The following is a 23,204-nucleotide window of genomic DNA, read 5'->3' as shown; positions in this document are numbered from 1 at the left end:
CATTTATACCCGGTCTTCTGTTTCCCCAAGCGAAAATCACGGAATCCTGTAAAACCAGGCTTGGAGAAGATGGTGAAGACGCGTTACAATAAACTGACCCGGCAGGTTGTTGCGCGCCTGCAGTTGTCGGTTTCCGATTGAGTATAGAGATTCTCTATTTCTAATAATGGAGTTGAATGATGAGTCGATTTCCCCGGACGCCAATCTTGAGGGCCTGTCTGTCATTGTGGTTAGCAGCATTTGTGTTGACAGCCAGCCTGGATATCCTGTCTGCGAAAATGCCGGGGAAGAAAGGGGGCGAGAAAGATTCTCAGAAGCAGAAAGCTCCCAAGGTATTTTCCCTGGAAGAAGGGATTGCCGATGATGTGGTGCTGCCTTTTGTACCTGCCACACCACGCACACCCATGGATCAGAAAGAGATCGATTCAGCAGCCTGGTATATGACCGGGCGGATGCGTGAGGCACGGAATGATTTCATCGGTGCCTACGATGCCTATAAAAAGGCAATGGAATATAACCCCAATTCCGTTGAGATTTACCGGGTTCTGATCAGGCTGGCTTCCGGGCTGGATAAGACCGATGAAGCAATCGAATATGCTCAGAAGGCGGTTGAGCTGGATCCCGAAGATTATGAGCTGATGCGGAAACTGGGGCTGCATATGGCAGGACAGGGACGCTTTGAAGAGGCGGTCACTTTTCTGAAAAAGGCTTCGGATTCTCCTTCGATTGATAAGAAGTCGGGAGTCTATGTCATCATCCAGCACGATCAGGCAAACCTGTATGAGCGGCTGGGTAAAAAAGAGGAGGCGGCCCAGTGCTGGGAAGTCGTATTTCGCGCCCTCACAAAACCGGATGAATTTACATTCGAGTACAATACACGTTCACAACTGGAAGCCAAGCAGGGCAAGCTGTATGAGCGAATCGGACAGTCTTTTCTGGAAACAGACCGCCTCAAACTGGCGGTAGACGCTTTTAATAAAGCGGCTGAATCGCAGAAGGGACGTCCCGGGATCCTGAAGTATCATCTGGCACAGGTTTATTACCAGTCCAAACAGTATCAGCAGGCTTTGGATTCACTGCAGTCGTATTTCGATGAACAGCTGCAATCCAAAGGTCGTAAAGCATACGAGTTTTTAGCGGAGATTTTAACAGCATTGGATCGTTCAGACGACCTGATTCCCCAGCTGGAAAAACTCGCGGAAAAGGATCGCTTCAATCGGACACTGCATTATTATCTGGCAGAACAATACGGGGAAGACGGACGTTTTGATGACGCCGAAAAAACTTATCTCGAATCCATTGGAAAATCTTCGAATACGGAAGGCCTGGCAGGCCTGTTATCGCTGTATCAGAAAAATCAGAAATATGCCAAGTTGATCGAGACGCTCTCTAAAATCGTACAGACCGGGGATGGCGTTCAGCGGATCCAATCCAATCTGGAAAAAATGTCCAAAGATCCGGAACTGGTGAAAGGTCTGATTGCGGAAGCGAAGAAGCTGAAGGAAGAAGATCCACCCGGAGTGGATGTGTTTTCTGCATTCATCATCGCTAAACTCGCTTCCGAGGCCGATCAGAAACAGGCTGCTGCTGAGTTTTATCAGTTTGCCATGGATTCCGCCGCCAAACATGAAAAACCACAGATTCGCGGTAACTGGACGCTGTTAATCCTTCAGGAATACAGCCAGCTGCTACGCGAAGAAGACAAGTATGGCGAGCTGGCTGTCCTGCTGAAGAAAGCGGTTGAGAACCCCTTGCTGGCACCGCAGCGGATCAATCTGTTGTATTTCCTGGCTGACGCACAAGAGCGAAACGGAGAGACGGAAGCAGCGATCAAAGTGAATGAAGAAGCTCGGCAGGCTGCGCCCAAATTCCCTCTGCTGGATTATCAGCACGCCTGGATCTACTATCACAGCCACGATTGGGACAAAGCCATTGTGCAGATGCAGAATTTCATCAAGAAATATCCAGAACAGAAAGAGCGTGTCTATCAAGTGAAGATGATGCTCTCTAATACCTATGTGCAACAGGGGGATATTAGCAAAGGGGAAGCCGTCCTGGAGGAGATGCTGGAGGACGATCCTGAGAATCCCTCCATCAATAATGACTTGGGTTATCTGTACGCTGACCAGGGAAAAAACCTGGAAAAAGCTGAAAAGATGATTCGGATCGCGCTGAAGTCCGAACCGGACAATATGGCTTATCTTGACAGTATGGGCTGGGTTTTATTCAAGCTGGAACGTTTTCAGGAAGCGGCTGGATATCTTGAGAAAGCCAGCAAGCTGCCAGGGGGGGGAGACAGTACGATCCTGGATCATCTGGCAGACTGCTACCACAAGCTTAACAAAACCAAAGAAGCGAACGAGCTCTGGAAGAAAGCGCTGGAAGAAGCACAACAGTCCTCTCCCGCAGACCCGAAATTGATTGATCAGCTTCAGAAAAAACTGAACCAGTAATCGATTTCCTTCCCTGTCCATTTATTGTAGTATAAGGCTTGGTATTATCCTTTTCTGCGACCTTCATTCGCAGTGAATTCACGCATACTTAGAGCTGAGTAAAGTTACAAATGGCAGGTCATTCTCACTGGGCAAATATCGCCGCCAAGAAAGGTGTAGTCGATAAGAAGCGGGGTAAACTCTTTGGCAAGCTGAGTCGTGCGATTATCGTAGCGGCACAACATGGTGGGGGAGACCCGGTCATGAATCTCTCGCTGCGGTATGCAATTGACAAGGCCCGCAAAGCCAGTATGCCGAAAGAAAATATCGACCGTGCTGTTAAAAAAGGCTGCGGGGAATTATCCGGCGAAAATTTTGAAGAGCTGGTCTACGAAGGTTATGGTTCCGCTGGTGTTGCTGTTTTGTGTGATATCCTGACGGAAAATCGAAATCGAACTGCCGGTGAAGTTCGCAAGATCTTTGAAGTGCATGGCGGAAATCTGGGTAGTACGGGTTGCGTGGCGTGGATGTTTGAGCGCAAAGGTCTGTTTCTGATTCCCTCTGATGCCATTGAGGAAGATGAACTGTTTGAAGTGGCCCTGGAAGTGGGGGCAGATGATGTGGCTGCAAATGGGGATGTTTTTGAGGTCACCTGCAGTATTGACGCATTTCAGCAGGTTTCTGAAGAATTTGAAAAGCGCGACATACCTACAAATCTGGCCGAGCTGTCACGAATTCCGGATACAACCGTTGATCTGGGAGTAGAAGATGGTAAAAAAGTATTGAAACTCATGGAAGCGCTGGAAGATCATGATGATGTGCAAAGTGTAACCGCGAATTTTAATATCCCGGATGACATCATGGCAGAGGTTCTAGCCGACTAAGCACCAGGCAGACAGGACAGAGGATCCCACTTTGACGATTGAATTCAGTTGCTCGCATTGTAATAAAGTCCTGAAAACCTCTGATGATAAAGCCGGTCGTCGTGCCAAGTGCCCACAGTGTGGTGAACCGATTCTCGTCCCCGCGACTGATCCCTCCGCTCCAATGGATGACGGTTTTGATGGCTTTGATCAACTTGAATCCGGGACACCGGTTCCTGAAGATCAGAGTTTTCTGGCTGAAGGCCCTGTGCGGGAAGAAGACAGTTTTCTGGCTGAACGTCCTGTGAGAGAAGAGGATAGCTTTCTGTCTGGGAATCAGATGGATTGTCCCATGTGTGGAGAATCCATTCCCGCCGATTCAAAACGGTGTCAACACTGTGGAGAAACTCTGCAAAAAGGGGAATGGGTTCCTCGCAAGATTAAGATCGGAGAAGTTTTTTCCCGCACCTGGGAAGTCTATAAAGCAAACCTGGGCTCAATCATCGGGATCCATATCATTGCGTATGTACTTTATGCTGTGGGAGCAACGGCGGTCTTCATGGTGTTGGGAGCCATTGCTTTCGCAGGGGCATTGGTGCTGGCACAGGCTGATCCGGGTCTGATGATTGCCGGACTGATCGCGATCTACATCCTCGCGATTTTACTCGTCTACAGTATCGTGTTTTACCTGATGCTGGGAGTCATGAATTATTTATTGAAACTGGTGAAAAATGAGTATCCAGGGATAGGAGAAATTTTCAGTGGAGGTCCGTTTTTAGGCAGAATGGTGCTCTGCAGTATAGTCTTTATACTGGCTTATAGTGCTGGACTGATCTGTTTGATTATCCCTGGTCTGATAGTCGTATGTATGTTCTGGCCCTATGCCTATCTGCTGATTGACCGTGATTTGCCTGGAATTGATGCTTTCACGGAATCCAGAAAAGTCACCGATGGGAATAAGCTCACCATGTTCCTGATCTATCTGATCATGACAGGGATTACGATGGTCCCCTATGTATTGATGCTGGCAACCATGACCGGTATGCAACAGCCGGGGGGACAGGCGTCCGCACTCGGGCTCCTGATATTATTTGGTTTCGTGGCTTTGTTTTATCTACTGCTGATCCCGTTTTCCATGCTGCTGAATACTGTGAGTTATGCAGAGATGACTAATCAATAAGCGCCTTCTAAGTAGATCGGATCTGAATCCAATTTCGTCTGGCTAATCCTGATCATCCAGACTCAGAAGTTGATATTGGAATCAGTCCTGGCATCCGCTTTACGTTTTTTTCAATTGTATATTCAGGCTTTCATTTGCCCTGAATTCGGTGCATGATATCAGTTAATATTGCGTGCTAGAGCGCGTCACAGATAACCGTAGCGTCTCTCAATCTTCTCTACTCGATCCAAATTGCTCTGGAGACGCTACAGTAAAACTGGACACAGTCTAAGTATTAATTGATGAATTGCTAAAGGCCTGGTGTTTTGACAAGTGAGTTCAGCTGCCCCGGATGCGAAAAAGTCCTGAAAACTTCCGATGACAAGGCTGGGCGACGGGCGAAATGCCCCCAGTGTGGAGAACCGATCACTGTACCAGCCGCGCAGGAACCAGATCTCTTTGATGATGGTTTTGAGCAGTTTGATACAGATCTACCTGTGCCGGAACGTGAAAGCTTTCTGGCTGGTTCGAATTCTCCCGCAGATATTCAATGTCCCATGTGTGGTGCGGCCAACCCACGCGGCACGCTGACGTGCGACTACTGTGGTGAGATGATGCACCACACGGTACATCAACGTTGGGAACCCAACCAGATAAAGGTTGGCGAAGTATTTTCACGCTCCTGGCAATTGTATACCGAGCATCTAGGGCTTTGTGTGGCAGTGCCGTTCCTGGCCAGTCTGCTCAGTATGCTGCTTCTGATGGCATTGTTTGCGGTACTCATATTGCTCTTTATCTTGATCAATGGTGCGCTGATGATTAATGGGGCGCCAGCTGCGTTCAGTATGGGATTGATGATCCTGATATTTATCATCGCTTCTACGGTTGTGCTTAATTATTTTGAAGCTGGTACCCAGGTCGTGTTGCTAAAGATTGCGCTGGGTGAGGAAACCGGGTTAAACGATTTATTTAGCGGAGGCCGCTTTTTACTGCGAATGATACTTTGCGGTATCGTGTTTCAGCTGGTGGTCGGGTTTGGCAATATGATTTTCTTTTTGATCGGCTTCTTTCTGGGGTTGTTGTTCTGGCCTTATCCCTATCTGCTGATCGATCGAAATCTACCCGGAATTGAAGCCTTTACCGGTTCAATTGATCTTACGAAAAAGAACCTGCTGAGTATGACGCTTGTCTTTCTGGCTATTATTGGGATACCGTTACTGTTGGGAGCAGGGCTCATCCTCGGAGGGATGATGCTGATTGAGTTTTTGAATGTTTCTCCCTTACCAGTCATTCTTACTGGTGGGGTTTTTGCCTTTGTCGTCTTTGGCTTTGTGTACACTTTCCAAATGCTGGTGAGGGCTGTTGCTTACCGGTGTATGACTCGCATTAACTGAGATGAGTGAGAGCAGCAGCGGGTCTTTTCAGACCTGCTTACCTTTGACTCAACAGGCGTCATATTAAATCTGGATTCAGGGCAAGGAGCTGCTCCGGGGGTTTTACGGCAGGGGCGTTGATTTGCTATGATACCAGCCGTCAGATGAGGCGGTGGTGTTTCATTTAGACTGTGTCCAGTTTTCTGTAGCGTCTCCAGGGCGATTTGCACCTGGTAAAATAGATTGAGAACGCTATGGTGAAATGTGATGCGCTCTAGTATGCATCAGCCTGTGTTGAGGTTAATGGAGGCGTCTCTCCGGTTATACATTACAAGTCTCATTATTGGGATGAAGCGATAGCGGGATGGGATGCATTCCAGGTTATGGATGAGAGCATGGTACGAGAGCCTGTCATTAAGGGAGATGATGAACCGGAAGATGAATCTTCGGGTGGTGAAAGCGGCTGGGATTCCAGTTTTCTGGCCGACGATATTGAGTACGATGACGCTTTGCGCCCTCAGCGGCTGAGTGAAGTGGTAGGGCAGCGGGCCGTTGTTGAGCGTCTGGAAGTATTTCTGGATGCCACGCGGAAGCGCAATGAGCCACTGGGACACCTGCTGCTGGATGGCCCCCCCGGATTGGGAAAGACTACTCTGGCGTCCGTACTGCCTCGTGAGCTGGGAACCGAACTGCAGATCACCTCAGGACCTTCTTTAAGTGCACCGAAAGACCTGCTTCCTTTTCTGACGAATGCCAGCCACGGATCGTTTCTGTTTATCGATGAGATTCACCGGATGCCGGCGACCGTCGAAGAGTTTATCTACCCTGCGATGGAAGATTTTCGGGTGGATATTACTCTTGGTGAAGGTCTGAATGCCCGGACCGTCAACATGAAGTTACAGAAGTTTACAGTCATTGGCGCGACGACGCGGAGTGGGATGTTGACTGCTCCCTTGCGTGATCGTTTTGTCCGCCGCGAGCATCTGGACTTTTATGAAGATCAGGAACTGGTGGAAATCGTCCGCAGAAATGCCCGCAAGCTGAGAACGCCGATTACGGATGATGCCGCATTTGAAATCGCCCGCCGCAGTCGAGGCACTCCACGGAAAGCCAATAATCTGTTGCGCTGGGCGCGAGACTTTGCCACAAGTAAGGCCGATGGTAATATTACCAATGAAGTGGTCAAACGAGCCTTTGAAATGCTGGAGATTGATCAGCTCGGCCTGGAACGCCAGGATCGGCGGTATCTGGAGGCTTTGGTGAAAACTTTTTCCGGTGGACCTGCTGGCGTGCAGGCGTTGGGACACACCTTGAACATCCCGTCGGATACCCTGGAAGACGAAGTGGAGCCGTTCTTATTGCGCTGCGGATTTATTCAGCGTTCACCTCGAGGTCGTGTTGTTACAATGGCTGCCATGGAGCATTTAAACCTGAACCCTCCTGCGGGTGGCGGTCTCTTCAGATAGAGATCTGAACTACACACTTTTATTTCACAAAGTAGAACTATGAGTCAGTCTGTTTCGTATGATTATGATGTCGTTGTTGTTGGTGCCGGGCACGCTGGTTGTGAAGCCGCTCTCGCGTCTGCGCGGCTGGGTGCCAAAACCGCGCTCTTAACCATGAATTGTGATACGGTAGGGCAGATGAGCTGTAACCCTGCGATTGGTGGAGTCGCAAAGGGGCAGATCGTTCGTGAAATCGATGCCCTGGGCGGTGAAATGGGACGCGTGATTGATGAAACGGGAATTCAGTTCCGTATGCTCAACCTTTCCAAAGGCCCCGCCATGCATAGTCCCCGGGCACAGGCGGACAAAAAAGCTTATCAGTTCTGTATGAAATGGAAAGTGGAGCAGCAGGACAATCTGGCGCTGCGACAGGAAATCGTGAAAAGTCTGATCGTGGAAAATGATCAGATTACCGGAGTGCAGGTGCACGGCGATGCCACATATCGTGCCCGCGCAGTGATCCTGACAACGGGCACATTCCTGCAGGCGATCATGCATACGGGAGAAGCAAAAACCAAAGGGGGACGCGCAGGCGAAGGTACGACGGGAACCCTGTCCGACAGCCTGGCGCAGTTGGGCTTTGAACTTCAGCGATTTAAAACAGGGACACCCGCGCGACTGAATGGACGCACGATTGATTTCTCAGTGCTGGATGAACAGCCCGGAGATGAACGTCCCCAGCCATTCTCCTATATGACTGAGCAACTGACTCAGCAGCAGCTGCCCTGCTATCTGACTGAAACGAATGAGCAAGTGCATCGATTGATTAATGAGAACCTGCATCGCGCTCCCATGTACTCGGGGCAGATTAACTCAACCGGCCCCCGCTATTGTCCTTCCATCGAAGATAAAGTGGTGCGGTTCTCAGAGCGAAATTCCCATCAGATCTTTCTGGAGCCTGAAGGGCGTTATACGAACGAGTATTACTGCAACGGGATTTCAACCAGTCTGCCCCGTGATGTGCAGGATGAGATGATTCATTCCATCCGCGGTCTGGAAAAAACGGAAATCATGCGATACGGCTACGCGGTGGAATACGATTTTGCGACTCCGACACAGTTAAAGCCCACGCTTGAAACAAAACGTGTTGCGGGACTGTATTTTGCGGGGCAGTTGAACGGAACCACCGGGTATGAGGAAGCAGCGGGCCAGGGATTGCTGGCAGGTTTGAATGCCGCGTTAAAAATTGCCGGGAAAGAAGATCTGATTCTGGATCGTAACGAAGCCTACCTGGGAGTGTTGATCGATGATCTGGTGACGAAAGGCGTTGATGAGCCCTATCGCATGTTTACTTCACGGGCAGAGTTCCGTTTACTGCTGCGTCAGGATAATGCCGATCGGCGAATGACTCCCGTTGGGCGCCGTGTCGGTTCGGTCGACCAGGAACGCTGGGATCAGTACCAGGCATACGAAGCAGAAATTACGCAGATTATGGAGTTCATTCGCGGTAACCGGCATCAGGGCCAGACCCTGGAAGAATGGTTGCGGCGACAGGATACCGGCTGGGAAGAAATTTGCGAGTTCGCGCCTGAATTGAAGGCGATCCCGCTATCGGAACGGGCCATTCAGCAGACACTGATCGAGGTTCAGTATGCCGGCTATATCAAACGTCAAACTGCTGAGATTGAGAAGCAGAAGAATGTGGAAACACTGCATATTCCGGATCATATCGACTATCAACTGGTTCCCAATCTGCGAAATGAAGCCAAGGAAAAGCTAAGTCGCGTCAAGCCACGAAATGTCGGGCAGGCGGGGAGAATCAGCGGGGTAACACCGGCTGACCTGACAGTTTTAGTGATTTATTTAAACAGTTCCAGCCGGCTGGCGACCTGAAAATCCTCCCTGAAGGTGGTCAAAAATCCCTAACTCTTTACTTCACAGGTAGTTTTTGCGCACCTTTTATGCCTGTTTATGCCATGGAAAATAATTTCAAGGGGCAAATTCAGCCATTTTCAATGAGTGTAAGTGTAGGATCAGTATATGTTTATTTCCATAATTCAGTCAAGATAGCGAATGCGTGTTGACCATATCGACAGAATAGATACAATCGGAGTTATTGATAATACTGGTAAAGTCAAGCGGTATTGAAAGTTTTGGCGTTTGTATCTATGTGGGATACTTAAAGCGTCTGGAAAATCAGTAGTGTTTGGCAAGTGAACGGGCCATATAACTGCACCTTGGAGGATGTGGTTTTTTATCGCTTTACCTTAGTTTCAGGTAAATAGGTAAGAGGCTGATTATGGAGATGTCAGTTTCATGCAGTGGTGTTGATGATCGGGTCATCACTATCTCTGCGCAGGGGCTCGGTTATTGCATGTTGTAATAGCCTTACAGCGCTTGGTCTTTCCCGCAGCTTAGAGGCGGGTCTTCAAAGGATGGATGAGCAATATGAAAACGGTCTTTACCACGGGCGAAGCCGCAAAGATTTGCAAAGTGAGTCAACAAACGATTATTCGCTGTTTTGATTCAGGCCAATTAAAGGGATTTCGGGTACCGGGCTCTCGCTTTCGTAGAATTCCGCGCGATGTGCTTTTTAAGTTTATGAAAGACAACGGAATTCCTACTGATGCCTTGGAAAGTGGAAAACGAAAAGCTTTAATCGTGGACGACGATGAAGAGTTGGTAGAATTGATCCGTGACGTACTGGATGCAGATTCCCGCTTCGAAATTCGCGTAGCAAATAACGGGTTTGATGCTGGGATGATGGTCAAAGAATATCATCCGGACATTATCATTCTGGATGTAATGCTGCCTGATATCAATGGTAAGGAAGTCTGCCAGCGGGTTCGCGGTGATTCCTCGATGGACGATGTCAAAATTATCTGCATCAGCGGTATGGTTGAAGCAGACAAGATTGAAGATCTGAAAGCGGCCGGTGCAAATGACTTTATGCAAAAGCCGTTTGAGGTGGAGCAACTGGCGGATCGCGTCTGTACGCTACTGAATCTGGAATCCGTTCATACTGCCGGCTGATTTCAGAATCAGGTGAAATATCAGTAACATGACGATCGGATTACGTCCCGATCGTCATGGATACTGCTGATGGGAGCGTCAGATGGCGAGCGAAACCGGTGGAGTGAGCCTTGGTCTGCCGGATATTTTTTACCGACGTCTGTTTTCTTTGATCCCGATAGAATCTTCGGATTCTATCCTGGGAGAACTGGCAGCAGTCTGGTGTGAAGCCACCGCTGCGAAAGCCACTTACCTCATTCTGTTTGATCAATCATCCCTGGAATTAACAGCCGGCGTGTTTCGTCGCTCTCAGACGGAGTCAGACTGTTTCACTCAGTCATCAATTCGGATTGATCAGAATCGTTCCCTCCTCGCGCAGTCTCATTTGATTGCAGAGCAGGGGCGACCTTTTCATCTGATTTCCAGCAGCCCCGTTCAATTTTTTCCTATCCCCTGTGGTCAGATTTCCTTGGCGGGTGTGTTTCTGTTTTCGGCTCATAGTCAGAATGACACGCTTTCTCTGATTTCTGAATTAACAGAGATCAGCCGCCGACTTTTCACTCAGGTATTAAAAACGGGCAAGCCCCAGGACTCTCAGTACAATAATTGTCAGTCTTGCCATTCTGTTGCTGAAGATGGGAATCCTGAAAAGCAGAGGGTTTTACCGGATCTTGACAAGCTGGAAGCGATGGCTGAATTTGCTGCTGGTGCCGGACATGAAATCAATAATCCCGTCGCAACAATTGCCGGGCGCGTCCAGATGCTGCTGAAACATGAGACAGATCCCGAACGCAGGCAATCACTGGCGACGATTGGCGGGCAGGCATATCGGATCAGGGATATGATTGGCGATGCAATGCTGTTTGGCCGACCGCCTGCTCCCCGACCAACAGCAGTCAACCTTTCTAAAGCGATCGACGAAGTTCAACAAAGCCTGAGTGAGGCGATTCATACTTCAGAGGTCCTGCTGACTGTTGATCTCCCAGCGACAGCCTGTCTCTGGGCGGATGAAACTCAGTTGAAAGTCGTGATCAGTAATCTGATTTCGAACTGTCTGAATGTACTCGAAGCGGGAGGGCAGATTTGCATTTCCGCGGAGGAGGAAACTGTGGATGCGGTTCCGATGCTGCATTTACGAATCAAGGACAATGGCCCAGGCCTGTCAGAACAGGAGCAGAAGCATCTGTTCGATCCATTCTACTCAGCCAGACAGGCGGGGCGAGGACTGGGCTTTGGTCTTTCTAAATGCTGGCGGATTGTCGATCTGCATGGAGGTCAAATCGAGGCTGAAATCAGTCAGGGGCACGGTGTGACGTTGCATCTGCTCTGGCCGCTCAATGAGAGACAAAAATAGCTGGTGACTGGATTCTCGAAACTGACGGCTTTCTGAAATCATCGCTTGCAGATCAGGCGGGGATCGGTTTCAATATACCGAGCAGGACGTTCACTGGATGGCGTTATTGCAGGCTTTGCAATCCGCCAGACCGATCTTTTTTTGATTTAGCAGCCTGAGGGACGATGGCGGCGATTCATTCATTGCTGATTATATTAACCAGCTTTCTGGCGCAGACCGATCAGATTACGGATGTGCCTCTCCAGAAAGAGCCTGCCCGCTACGAGATTGAAGCACCCGACATTGCCGTAATTGGTATTCCCGTCAGCCAGGTAACGCTCCGTGCGATCAAACTGGATGGAACTCTCGATAGAGAATTCTCGGGGCATCCGAAACAGATTATTGGTCTGGAATTGTGGGTCAGAGACGTTGATACCGCATTACCGCCATTTGAAAACGGGGTACTTGAGCTCAAAACGGACCTGGCACAAAATCAGAAGGTCTTCATTACTGCAGATACAATCGTTGTTGACCCTGACAGTCGCGGTGCCGCTACAGTCGTGGTTTATCGAATCTCACGCTGGTTAAGTCTGCTGCCTCCCATCATTGCTGTCATTCTCGCGGTCTGGTTTCGAAATATCATTCTGGCTTTACTGGTCAGCATCTGGGTCGGGGCGGTCATTTTAGCGCATGGGAATCTGTTTCTGGGTTTCGTGCATACTCTGGATACGTTCGTAATTCATGAGATCGTCGAACCGGGAAGCAGCAGTTATTCCCATATGATGATCATCCTGTTTACGATGTTTCTAGGTGCGATGGTGGGAGTGATGTCGGCTGGTGGGGGGACTGCTGCGCTGGTCAATCGGCTTTCGCGTTATGCGACGAAGCGTGAACACAGTCAGTTGATGACCTGGTTTCTGGGGCTGGTCGTGTTTTTTGATGACTATGCCAACTCACTGCTGGTAGGGACTTCCATGCGTCCCTTTACTGACCGGATGAAAGTCTCACGGGAGAAACTGGCATTCCTGGTGGATTCCACCGCGGCTCCGGTATCGGGAATCGCGATTATCTCGACCTGGGTTGGCGTGGAAATCGGATATATTGCAGATACCTACAGCAGCCTGGGAATCAGCGAAGATTACTACACCACATTTTTATATAGTCTGCCTTATCGGTTTTATCCACTGCATCTGCTGGCTTTTGTCTGGTTAGTGGCCTATCTGGGCAACGATTTTGGTCCGATGCTCAAAGCCGAAACACGTGCGATTGCTTATAACCAACTGGTACGACCGGGGCGTTTCAATGTGGTGGAAGCCGAGTTGGGGGCTGATAATGGTGATCTGGCACGCCGTCACTTGTTACGCAACGCATTGATTCCGCTCTCGGTATTACTGGGACTGGCGATGATTGGTTTGTGGTGGACGGGGGCGATTGAGATCGATCGGTTGAATTTGGGACGGCTCCAGCAGGGACTACCGTTACTTGATAAATCGATGAGTAAAATTCTCGAGCATGCTTCGCCGAATCGGGTGCTGCTGATTTCCTCTTTTCTGGCTTCCATTGCCGCGGTTGCCAGCTGCAGTTTTTCCAAATCACTCTCGTTAAACGAATGTGTCGAAGCCTGGTCTGCGGGAGCGAAGAGTATGTTCCTGGCCATTTTGATTCTGGTCCTTGCCTGGTCGGTGGCGACGGTGTGTGATGAAAATCACCTGAATACAGCTGGTGTGCTGGTGGAACTTCTCTCAGGCAGCCTGTCACCAAACTGGATGCCGACGATTACATTTCTATTAGCAGCGGCTGTCAGTTTTGCGACCGGTAGTTCCTGGTCAACGATGGGACTGTTGATGCCTTTGTCGATTTCATTGACTTACAGCCTCCTGGTTCCCTTAAATGAAGCGGATCCGAATCATCATCTGATGCTGGGGACAATCGGTGGGGTGCTGGCGGGAGCGATTTTCGGAGATCACTGCTCCCCGATTTCGGATACCACTGTACTCTCTTCAGCGGCTTCGGGATCTGATCATCTGGATCATGTGCTGACACAAATGCCTTATGCTATGACTGTCGCCACCGTTTCTGTTTTGTTTGGATATATTCCTGTTGGTTTTGGAATTCAACCTTATATTCTATTGCCGGTCGGCCTGGTTGTATTATTTCTGATCCTGCAGTTTTACGGGAAATCTGCCGAAGCGGAGGCCCAAAAACTATTGGATGCCGGGGTGCGTGCTGAGGATTTTAACCTTTCTGAGGATCGTGAAACCGATGAAGAGGGCATAACCGATACGAATGATTCAGATTCCGAAGCTGACCCAGAGTCTGCAGAAGAGTCCACTGAAGAGGCCTGAAACTGTGTCGTCCCTTTGATTTGTATGCTATACTCTTCCTAGACTCCGTAAGTTAGCGAATCTGTTTCTAGGTATAGGTAGCTCTCAGAATGAATCCCCAATCTAAGCTCAGTGGAATTTTTACACCCAATCTGGTCCCTTATGACTCTCGCGGCGAAATCAATGAGCCGGAACTCAGACGTTATATCGACTGGCTGATTGAAAAAGGGGTACACGGCCTGTATCCCAATGGGTCCACGGGGGAATTTACTCGATTCACACCCGAAGAGCGGCGACGGATCGTAGCCATCATCGCTGACCAGACTCGAGGACGCGTTCCAATTCTGGCAGGAGCAGCCGAAGCGAATGTCCGCGAAACCATCAAGGCCTGTGAGTATTATCATGGCCTGGGAATCCGTGCTGTCGCAATTGTGGCCCCCTTTTATTACAAATTGAGTCCAGCATCGGTTTATGCTTATTTCAAGGAAATTGGTGATAATACTCCGATCGACGTGACTCTCTACAACATTCCGATGTTCGCCAGTCCGATTGACGTGCCTACGATTCAGCGTCTCTCAGAAGAGTGCGAGAAGATCGTCGCAATCAAGGATTCTTCAGGCGACATTCCCAATATGATCCGTATGATTCAGGCAGTGCGTCCGAATCGTCCTGAGTTCTCATTTCTGACCGGTTGGGATGCCGCCTTAATGCCGTTACTACTGAGTGGTGCCGACGGCGGGACCAATGCGAGTTCAGGCGTTGTTCCTGAACTGACACGCAAGTTATATGATTTGACGATGTCGGCCCAACTGGATGAAGCCCGCCGCGTACAGTATGACCTGTTGACCTTGTTCGACACGATGATTTATTCCGCTGAATTCCCGGAAGGATTCCGGGCTGCGGTTGAACTGCGTGGTTTTCAGATGGGGCAGGGACGGCAGCCGATCACATCAGAGCAGAAGACAGATATTTCTACGCTGAGTCGGACTCTGCAGTGCATGCTCTCCGAACATGGTTTTACCAATGAGCCCATCGGTGGTTGTGCCACTGGAATTACGGAAGAGCTCGGCAACAACGATGTTTCACAAATCGTGCAACGTGTTGTCGCGGAACTCAATCGCCGTAATCTACTCTAAGAGGTAGAACCGGATTCTCAGTCAGCCTCAGGCTTCCAACTGACTGCGGTAGTAGTCTGCGCCGGTTTTGAGTGCTTCGTCCAGTTTCTCGGGATCTTTTCCGCCGGCTTCAGCCATATCGGGACGACCTCCACCACCGCCGCCTACCACCTTGGCGGCTGCTTTGACGCAGTCACCGGCTTTGAGACCCTGTTTTACCAGGTCGGCATTGACGGCAGCCATCAATGCGACTTTGCCGTCGAGTACCGTTCCCAGGATCAGCGCGACCTGTTTGCCTTTTTTCCGCAGATGATCCGCCAACTCTCGCAGTTGATCACGTGACGCATCTTTGGCATGATAAGCTACGATTTTAACATCGTTCACAACAGGTGCCTCTTCCAGTAGATCATCAGCGGTTCCCGCGAGTGACTTACTGGAAAATTTGGTGAGCTGTTTTTTGGTTTCGCGGAGTTCGTCCTGCAGGTGTTGAATGCGGACCGGCAAATCGTCGGGACGCGGGACTTTCAACTGGGCAGCAATTTCCAGCAGCAGTTTCTCTGTGTTTCTGGTTTTTTCCAGTGCCTTCGGACCAGTGAGAGCATAGATACGACGCACCCCTTTGGCGACGAGTTCTTCGTTAATGATCTTGCATAAGCCGACCTGTCCTGTATTGGAAAGGTGGGTGCCCCCACAGAGTTCGGTACTGAAGTCACCCATCTGGACCACGCGTACGTTATCGGGATATTTTTCGCCGAAAAGTGCCATGGCACCAAGGGTCTTGGCTTTCTGAAGTTTCATCAGTTCCGTCGTGACGGGCGCCCCTTCGGAGACGCGTTGGTTGATAATATCTTCAATCCGGCTGATCTGTTCCGGTGTGACTGCTTTACTGTGGGAAAAGTCGAAGCGGAGCGTATCTTCTTCCACCTTGGATCCACGCTGCATGGCGTTATCTCCCAGAACAGTATGCAGTGCATGATGCAGCAGATGTGTCGCCGAGTGCGCGCGTTGAATTCCGGAACGTCGTGGTTCTGTGACCGTTGCTGTAAGGGTCTGTCCCTGTTCCAGCTTGCCTGTCAGCAGGTGTCCGATATGCAGAGTCAGGCCTGCGTTTTTCTGGGTATTTGTGACTTCGAATTTAATTCCGTCAGCTTCGAGGTATCCGGTGTCGCCTACCTGTCCACCTGCTTCTGCGTAGAAAGGGGTCTGGTCGAGAACGACAACAACCGGGTGTGCATGGCCTTTCTCGACCATGGACTCGACCAGTCTGTCTTCGGCGATGATGCCCATGACTTTGGATTCCGTCTCCGTAGTCTGGTAGCCTTTAAAGTCAGTTTCACTGATCGTTTTATGAAGTGCCGTCAGGGGGCCTTCTGACATGACGGAGTCCAGGAAGGCACCGCTGCCACTACCTTCTTTGTGCTGCTGCATCATGTTATTGAACTCGGTCCGGTTGACGGACATGTTGTTCTTGGCAGCGAGGGCTTCCGTCAGTTCGATCAGGAAACCATCGGTCTGATGCAGGTCAAAGGCATCTTCCCCGGAGATGACCGAACTGCCTGCCTGTTCTGCTGATTTCAGGAAACCTTCAAAACGGGAGAGTCCTTTTTCGACGACGCCCAGGAACTGCTCTTCTTCTTCTTTGATTGTGTTCTGCACATTTTCGACAGTTTTAGCGATATCGGGGTAGGGAGTTTTCATGATCTCAACAACAGCCGGTACCAACTTGTGCAGAAACGGTTCATGTTTGCCGAGCAGGTATCCTTCCAGCAGCGCGCGACGCAGTAGCTGCCTGACCACGTAGCTCTCTCTGTCTCTGCCTGGATTGACCCCTTCATGGATACTGAATGTGATGGCCCGTACATGGTCCGAAATACGACGGACCGGTCGTCCGGAAGCGGCATCGAAATCGTAACCTGTACCGACGATATCACCGGCGGCCAGGCAGAGCTGTTTGAGCGTGTCGATCTCAAAGTTGCTGCGGACTCCCTGGAGTACGGAGGCGGTCCGCTCCAGACCCATTCCGGTATCGATGTTCTTTTTGGGAAGGGGCTTGAGATTATCGGGAGGACCTCCCACCCGGTTAAACTGTGTGAAGACGAGGTTCCAGATCTCGACGTTATCTTTACCACCGTTGGGATGATAGAAAATTTCACTGCACGGGCCACAAACTCCATCGGGGCCGTCAGAGGGAGCACCGGCGGGCCAGAAGTTTTCGTGTTCGTTTTCACGACTGATTCGGTTCGCAGGCAGTTTGATCTCATCATGCCAGATACTGTAGGCTTCATCATCTTCCTGATAGACGGTAACTGAGAGCAGACTCGGATCGAGTCCCAGATATTTTTTATCGGTGAGATATTCCCAGGCCCAGTGGATGGCTTCGCGTTTGAAGTAATCGCCAAACGAGAAGTTGCCCAGCATTTCGAAGAATGTGTGGTGGTATGCGGTGACGCCCACGTTCTGGATATCGCCGGTTCGCAGACACATCTGGCAGGTTGTGGCACGGGTGAAATCGAGTTTACCGACTCCAAGAAACTGCTCCTTGAACTGGTTCATCCCGGCTGGTGTGAACAGAACTGTTTTATCATCCCGGGGGACCAGCACATCAGAGGGGCGCTTGACACAACCTTTTTCTTCAAAGAAGGAAAGATAGCTTTCGCGAAGTTCGTCTGTTTTCATTGTTTCTTATTGCTTGCTGGGGGAAGGATCAGCTTTTGGCCATCCAGATATAGTAAGGTTACCGGTGAGTTGTTGACTTTTTGTGCTTCCTGATAGAACGAATCCGGTGTTTGAACCGCTTGTCCATTGATCTGGCTGATAAAGGCACCTTCCTTGAGCCCAGCCTGTTGTGCAGGGCTGTCCGGAGCAACATGAGTTACGACGACAGCAGGTGGATAACTGAACGGACTGAATGTATATTTCCTGCGAGCAGTAGGATAATCGACTCTAAGTCCGCGCCAGAGAGGATGGCGATAGCGGGTTTGCACAATCCCTTCATCATCCGCTACGGGCCATTTTCCCAGTTTCACGTTCAGAGTCAACTCACGCGCTTTTTTTCCTCTCAATATTTGAAGCTTTATCTCATTTCCTGCACCAGCTTTACCAACTTCACGCATCAGATCCAGATCATGAGTCAATTTCTGACCATTCACGGAAAGAATGAGGTCATGGGGCAGCATCCCGGCCAGTTGTGCAGGTGAATGCTGTTTGACCCGAGAAGCTTCCACGTAAAAAGGGGCGACCAGACCAACTGCTCCAGGAAAGCTGCTGCGTACCTGACCCCGATCCAGCGTGGCAGGTTCGATGCCCAGGAAACCATATTCGGCTTCGAGACCTGCAGCGAGACTGTCGATGATTCTCAAAGTTGATTGATCAATGGGAATCGCATAGCCAACCGACTTTTCATATCCCTCCAGTGCTGCCAGTGCGGTCGTGACTCCAATCAGGTTGCCTTCGAGGTCCAGCAGAGCTCCGCCGCTGGTTCCCAGGTCCAGATGGGTATCGACCTGCAGCAGTGTGCCAAAGTGATGCAGGGTTTCTTCCTTGGCAATTTCCTGATTTAAAAAATGTTTAAAAATGGGAACCGGATAGCGATGAAAATTGCTGATAATCCCCCAACTCGCACTGGGTGAACCATCGCGGGCGATGGCATAGGGGTTCCCCAAAGCGATGACGAACTGACCTTTTTTAACAGGTTTCTGATTGCCATATCGGATGGGAGTCAGGGAGCGTGCATATTCGGGAGACACAGGCTGCACGGGTGTGAGAACGGCCAGGTCGCTACGTGGATCTGCAGCGAGAATCTCTGCATAGAACCCCTGTCGGTTGGCTGTATGCACATAAATTCGGCTTTCCGGAGCGGACGCTTGTTCTGCGACCGGCCCCCCTTCAGTGAGGTGGAAATTGGTTAGTACCAGTACCCGATTCTGTTTAGTCGGGTCTGGTATCAGGACCCCTGATCCAAATTCATTGGGAATGAAATTCAGATCCTGTGGATCCTGTGAAATACTGAATCCCTGATTGGGGTCGATGCCGAACGGAGCAGGGATGCGTGATTGAAATTTCTGCTTGGGAATCTTAATTTTTGAGATTGCCACCACAGAAGGTTCTGACAGTTCAATGGCTTTGATAATTTGCTGTTGCATCGCCAGCGCTACAGTAGAGGCATCTGGCGTTTGTCCCCTGAGTGGTAAACCGCCCAGGAATGGGAGCATCAGCATTCCTGAGAGGAATGTTTTCATTAACCACAGGCGACCTGGAGCAGATATTGTTGGTTGAGCATCAAACATGCAGGACCTTGTATTAAAACAGAAGTGTTTTGGAGAGTGGGAAGAGTCTCCGGTAATTCCACCTGATCATCCAGACTTGATTTTACATTTTTTTCAGGGCGAACCCAATGCAAAACGACCTTGAATACCGATCGGGCATCAAGGTCGCTTTGTCATTCAGGTTATGTTTCAGCCGGGCAGCCCGGCATCGGGTCAGGCTTCGACGGCCTCTGTTTCCGGTTCGGACTCTTCTTCGGGAGTGGGGATGACCCCTTGTGCCGCCAGAATTTTCTGTTTGATCTCCTCACAGATATCCGGATTTTCTTCAAGAACCACTTTGGATTTGTCACGGCCTTGTCCCAGTCGCAATTCACCATAGCTGAACCAACTACCGCTCTTCTTGACGATTTTGTTTTCGACCGCCAGATCAAGCAGGTCGAGTTCGTAGTTAATCCCACCTGTAGTGAGCATGTCAAATTCGGCAATCCGGAATGGGGGCGCAATTTTGTTTTTGACGATCTTGGCTTTCATGCGAATGCCTGTCACCGTATCCCCATCTTTGAGAGTTGCAATCCGGCGGACGTCCACACGTACAGAGCTGTAGAATTTCAATGCGCGACCACCGGGTGTTGTTTCGGGGCTACCGAACATAACGCCGATCTTCTCACGAATCTGGTTAATGAAAATCACTGTCGTTTTCGATTTGGAAATCGCACCGGTCAGTTTTCGCATGGCCTGGCTCATCATGCGCGCCTGCAGACCAACATGCGTATCACCAATTTCGCCGTCCAGTTCCGCTTTGGGGACCAGGGCTGCGACTGAGTCAACCACGATTACGTCTACAGAGTTCGATTTAATCAGCATTTCAGCAATCTGCAGACCTTCTTCGCCGAAGGTCGGCTGGCTGACCAGCAGTTCGGAAATGTTGACACCCAGTTTTTTGGCCCAGATCGGATCCAGGGCATGTTCGGCATCAATGAAGGCGGCGATGCCTCCTTCTTTCTGAGCGCTGGCAATGACATGCAGTGCGAGTGTTGTTTTACCACTCGACTCCGGGCCGTAGAGTTCGATGATACGACCACGGGGAAATCCGGCACCACCCAGTGCCAGGTCGAGCGAAAGCGCTCCACTGGCGATAGAGGGAACCGACCGGGCATTCGCGCCCGTCAGTTTCATAATTGCGCCTTTGCCGAATGCCTGCTCAATTTGTCCCAGGGCGTTTTTCAGCATCCCTTCCGAATCGCCGGAGCCATTGGTGCGGGGAGCGGGGGGGGTTGCTCTTTTTGATCTAGATTTAGCGGCCATTGAGGTCTTCCTTCAATAATATAACACTTGCCCCGCAATGAGTTCGAGTTCGTCAGGCGAAGCAACTGCCTAATTTATCGAGAATTGCGGGGACGCTATTATTGAACGCCGTCTCGACCCATGGTTTTAAAAGAAATGCCTATTGTGGACAAAGATATATTAAAATATTCCCTTTCCTGTCACAATAGAAAACATGAGACATTTATTGCTGTCGGCAATTATTTCAGAATCACACCAGTCTGAAAAGGAATAAAAGCGGGGAAAACTTCGAAAAATTAAAGAAGCTCATTGCGAGGCCGATTCCGTTTCCCGATCCATCAGCATGCCCAGATAGGACAGTCGAATTTGATTGGAAAGCTCGAGTGATTTTGCCAGTTCGATGATCGCTGCTTCGGCGGCTGCCAGCTGATCTTCTTGGGCAAGCAACTCGATTTCTGCAAAGGTACCCAGTTCCTGAACTTCATCGATCGTGATTTCGAACGTTTGCTGATTGTGCGAATAAGCATAGGGGGTGCGTCGTTTTTTGACCGTGCGGACCTGTTCGAATCCGAGCAGCTCCAGTGTTTCTGCCAGTTGTTCAAACGCAGATTCTCCCGACTCAAAGCCCAGTTCGATCTCTTTGCGAACCTTACTGATGGTAGCCCGTTTCGGACCTTTGTAGGTAATCCGGTTATCAGCGCCATTGCGGCGGATGCGGAGTGCTTCATCTGTTTCCGCGAAGTTCCGCACGGGATGTGCAAAGTAGTAGTCATGCTGCTCGATCGGTTCACCAGGAGTGGCACCCAGATGCGCCAACTGGTCGATGAGTTTCTCTTTGTCATGAATCCGGAATTTTTGTTCGACTTCCAGCATTAACGAGAGCCATCTGAAATAAAGTGGTGAAAGTGGTCAGCGCTCTTGTTGAACATTAATCGCGCCAGGGATGTTTGATTTTTTCCCAGTAGGAATCGAATTCGAATTTGGGGCTATTGTCCAGATCATGACACTGATAACAGGTGTTCTTTTTGGCTTCGGCAAGCGTGACCCGCATGACTTTCTTTGCTTCTTCGAGCTTATCCATTTCGACCAGTTCAATATGCCCGCTACCGGGTCCATGGCAGTTTTCACATTGCTGACCTAACAGATGGGGAGATTCCTGCTTGTTGACGAATCCACTTTTGTAGCGAAGCACTTCTTGAGGATGCCAGCCGGTAACATGGCAGGAGAGACATTCGGGATCGTAGATTCGCGAGACGATTTTCTCACCTCGTTCAATCTGATCTTTACGGCCGTTAATCAGGCTTTCGTAGGCGTGGGCATGTGCGGTGGTGAGCCATTTTTCATAGGCTTTCGTGTGGCATTCGCCACAGGTTTCTGCCCCAACAAAGGTGGCGCCACGAGGGTGATCGATGGGTAGTTCTTTTGCAGCGAGATCTTCCTGCTTGAGACGATCCTGATAAAACTGCATCTGTTCAGCCATTTTCGGGGTATCGTTGAACCGCTGTTTATCCAGTTCGATTACCGTGAAGCGGAAGCGTTTCGAGGGATCTGCTTTGTCAGCCTGGTCAGGGTAGTAGCCAACAACTCCGGCACTTTTCCCTTTATGGCCGACATCCACCATCATTGTTTTTCCAATGAACTCAGGTTCGCCGAGGGGGTCTTCCACACCACCAGAAGTCAGCAGAAGGTCAAACTCAGGAAATTTTTCAGCGAGTGCTTTTGATTCTTCTTTTTCCGACTGCGAGAGGAGAATCATCAGGTCGGGTTTGGCAGCCTGCATCTGTTTGATGACATCGGGCAGTACTTTTGCGGGTTCCTGCCAGGTAATATCGGGAAATTTTTCGACGTGACTTTTACTCAGGATCGAAGTGACCGCCATCTTCACGCCACTCACTTCTACAATTTTAAATGCCGTTTTACCAAGTTCGGGAGTTTCCAGGATAAGGATGTTGGCTGCCAGAAATGTGGGTGTAGTATTGGGAGTCTGTGGTTCCGGATTGTGCAGTTGCAGGAAGATGTCAGCTCCGAAACGAAGTTCTTCCGGTCCGAGTCCGACGCCTGCATAGTTCATGTCTTTAAGGGAAGCCAGAATGGTTTCGTATTTGATCTGACTCTGACGGCGATTGCGTTTGACCAGTCCCCCCAGATCGAAGGCTGTCACAGGCCATTTTCGCTCTTCGATCTGTTTGAAGAGATTGGCCAGCAGGGAAACGCCCCCCGTCTGATTTTGTGTGCAGCCACAGGGCTCAAGATAACCGTGCCGTTCTCCGGTCAGGACGATCGCCAGTCTGGGAGCCGGCCAGTCTTTGAACAGCGGCTTGGGAGGACTGGGGGAAGCAGCTGTTTTTTTTACGGGTGTTGTCGCGTGTTGAGACGCCGAATGATTAGCCTCTGGTGTATTTATTGCAGCAGATTGCTCTTTTTTGACAGCAGGTTCAGTAGTAACCTTTTGGTCTGATTGTGTTTCTGGTTGATTTGATTCCTCAGGAGTCAGACTGACTTCAGGTGTGGAACTTGTCTCACACCCTGTCTGTAAGGAAATGCTCAGAAACGCGATCAGGAGTATCTGAGTTGAAAATCGGTTGCTTAACATTCAGTT

15 protein-coding genes are annotated in these 23,204 nt (G+C 50.0%); 10 read left to right on the top strand and 5 right to left on the bottom strand.

Annotation, left to right across the window (positions count from 1 at the left end):
* The first annotated feature begins 176 nt into the window (after positions 1 to 176).
* From Pan161_RS10920 to Pan161_RS10875, 10 genes are all read left to right on the top strand, one after another.
* Positions 177 to 2,453 (top strand): tetratricopeptide repeat protein, encoded by a 2,277-nt coding sequence (locus Pan161_RS10920; protein ID WP_145226702.1) that lies wholly within the window; start codon positions 177 to 179, stop codon positions 2,451 to 2,453.
* Positions 2,454 to 2,563: 110 nt separating this feature from the next.
* Entirely contained in the window at positions 2,564 to 3,316 is a 753-nt protein-coding gene (locus Pan161_RS10915; protein WP_145226700.1) for a YebC/PmpR family DNA-binding transcriptional regulator, read from the top strand.
* Positions 3,317 to 3,347: 31 nt separating this feature from the next.
* Positions 3,348 to 4,475: a zinc ribbon domain-containing protein gene (locus tag Pan161_RS10910; RefSeq protein WP_145226698.1), complete on the top strand. Its 1,128-nt coding sequence runs from the start codon at positions 3,348 to 3,350 to the stop codon at positions 4,473 to 4,475.
* Between the two features lie 305 nt (positions 4,476 to 4,780).
* The gene (locus Pan161_RS10905; protein WP_145226696.1) at positions 4,781 to 5,848 is read left to right on the top strand and encodes a hypothetical protein; all 1,068 of its coding nucleotides are present in this window, start codon (positions 4,781 to 4,783) and stop codon (positions 5,846 to 5,848) included.
* Between the two features lie 374 nt (positions 5,849 to 6,222).
* Positions 6,223 to 7,293 (top strand): Holliday junction branch migration DNA helicase RuvB, encoded by a 1,071-nt coding sequence (gene ruvB / locus Pan161_RS10900; protein ID WP_145226694.1) that lies wholly within the window; start codon positions 6,223 to 6,225, stop codon positions 7,291 to 7,293.
* 39 nt (positions 7,294 to 7,332) lie between these two features.
* Positions 7,333 to 9,165, top strand: a complete 1,833-nt coding sequence (gene mnmG / locus Pan161_RS10895) for a tRNA uridine-5-carboxymethylaminomethyl(34) synthesis enzyme MnmG (protein WP_145226692.1) — start codon at positions 7,333 to 7,335, stop codon at positions 9,163 to 9,165.
* 555 nt (positions 9,166 to 9,720) lie between these two features.
* The gene (locus Pan161_RS10890; RefSeq protein WP_145226690.1) at positions 9,721 to 10,305 is read left to right on the top strand and encodes a response regulator; all 585 of its coding nucleotides are present in this window, start codon (positions 9,721 to 9,723) and stop codon (positions 10,303 to 10,305) included.
* 82 nt (positions 10,306 to 10,387) lie between these two features.
* Entirely contained in the window at positions 10,388 to 11,638 is a 1,251-nt protein-coding gene (locus Pan161_RS10885) for a sensor histidine kinase (protein WP_145226688.1), read from the top strand.
* A gap of 164 nt (positions 11,639 to 11,802) precedes the next feature.
* A complete protein-coding gene (locus Pan161_RS10880) occupies positions 11,803 to 13,962 on the top strand; it encodes a Na+/H+ antiporter NhaC family protein (RefSeq protein ID WP_145226686.1) in 2,160 nt (719 codons plus the stop codon).
* A gap of 89 nt (positions 13,963 to 14,051) precedes the next feature.
* Entirely contained in the window at positions 14,052 to 15,077 is a 1,026-nt protein-coding gene (locus Pan161_RS10875; protein ID WP_145226684.1) for a dihydrodipicolinate synthase family protein, read from the top strand.
* Positions 15,078 to 15,104: 27 nt separating this feature from the next.
* Here the strand turns inward: Pan161_RS10875 and alaS are convergent, their stop codons facing one another.
* From alaS to Pan161_RS10850, 5 genes are all read right to left on the bottom strand, one after another.
* Positions 15,105 to 17,732 carry an alanine--tRNA ligase gene (gene alaS / locus Pan161_RS10870; protein WP_145226682.1) on the bottom strand — a complete coding sequence of 876 codons (2,628 nt, stop codon included), beginning with the start codon at positions 17,730 to 17,732 and terminating at the stop codon, positions 15,105 to 15,107.
* Positions 17,729 to 19,267, bottom strand: a complete 1,539-nt coding sequence (locus Pan161_RS10865; RefSeq protein WP_197995827.1) for a trypsin-like peptidase domain-containing protein — start codon at positions 19,265 to 19,267, stop codon at positions 17,729 to 17,731. Before Pan161_RS10865 ends, alaS begins: the two co-directional genes overlap by 4 nt.
* A gap of 267 nt (positions 19,268 to 19,534) precedes the next feature.
* Positions 19,535 to 20,626 (bottom strand): recombinase RecA, encoded by a 1,092-nt coding sequence (gene recA / locus Pan161_RS10860; RefSeq protein ID WP_145226678.1) that lies wholly within the window; start codon positions 20,624 to 20,626, stop codon positions 19,535 to 19,537.
* 285 nt (positions 20,627 to 20,911) lie between these two features.
* On the bottom strand, positions 20,912 to 21,478 hold the full coding sequence (cyaB, locus tag Pan161_RS10855; RefSeq protein WP_145226676.1) for a class IV adenylate cyclase: 567 nt from the start codon (positions 21,476 to 21,478) through the stop codon (positions 20,912 to 20,914).
* A gap of 55 nt (positions 21,479 to 21,533) precedes the next feature.
* Entirely contained in the window at positions 21,534 to 23,198 is a 1,665-nt protein-coding gene (locus Pan161_RS10850; RefSeq protein ID WP_145226674.1) for a multiheme c-type cytochrome, read from the bottom strand.
* Positions 23,199 to 23,204 lie beyond the last annotated feature (6 nt).

The organism is Gimesia algae (assembly GCF_007746795.1).
Lineage (GTDB): Bacteria > Planctomycetota > Planctomycetia > Planctomycetales > Planctomycetaceae > Gimesia > Gimesia algae.
This window is presented reverse-complemented; position numbering and strand designations above follow the sequence as displayed.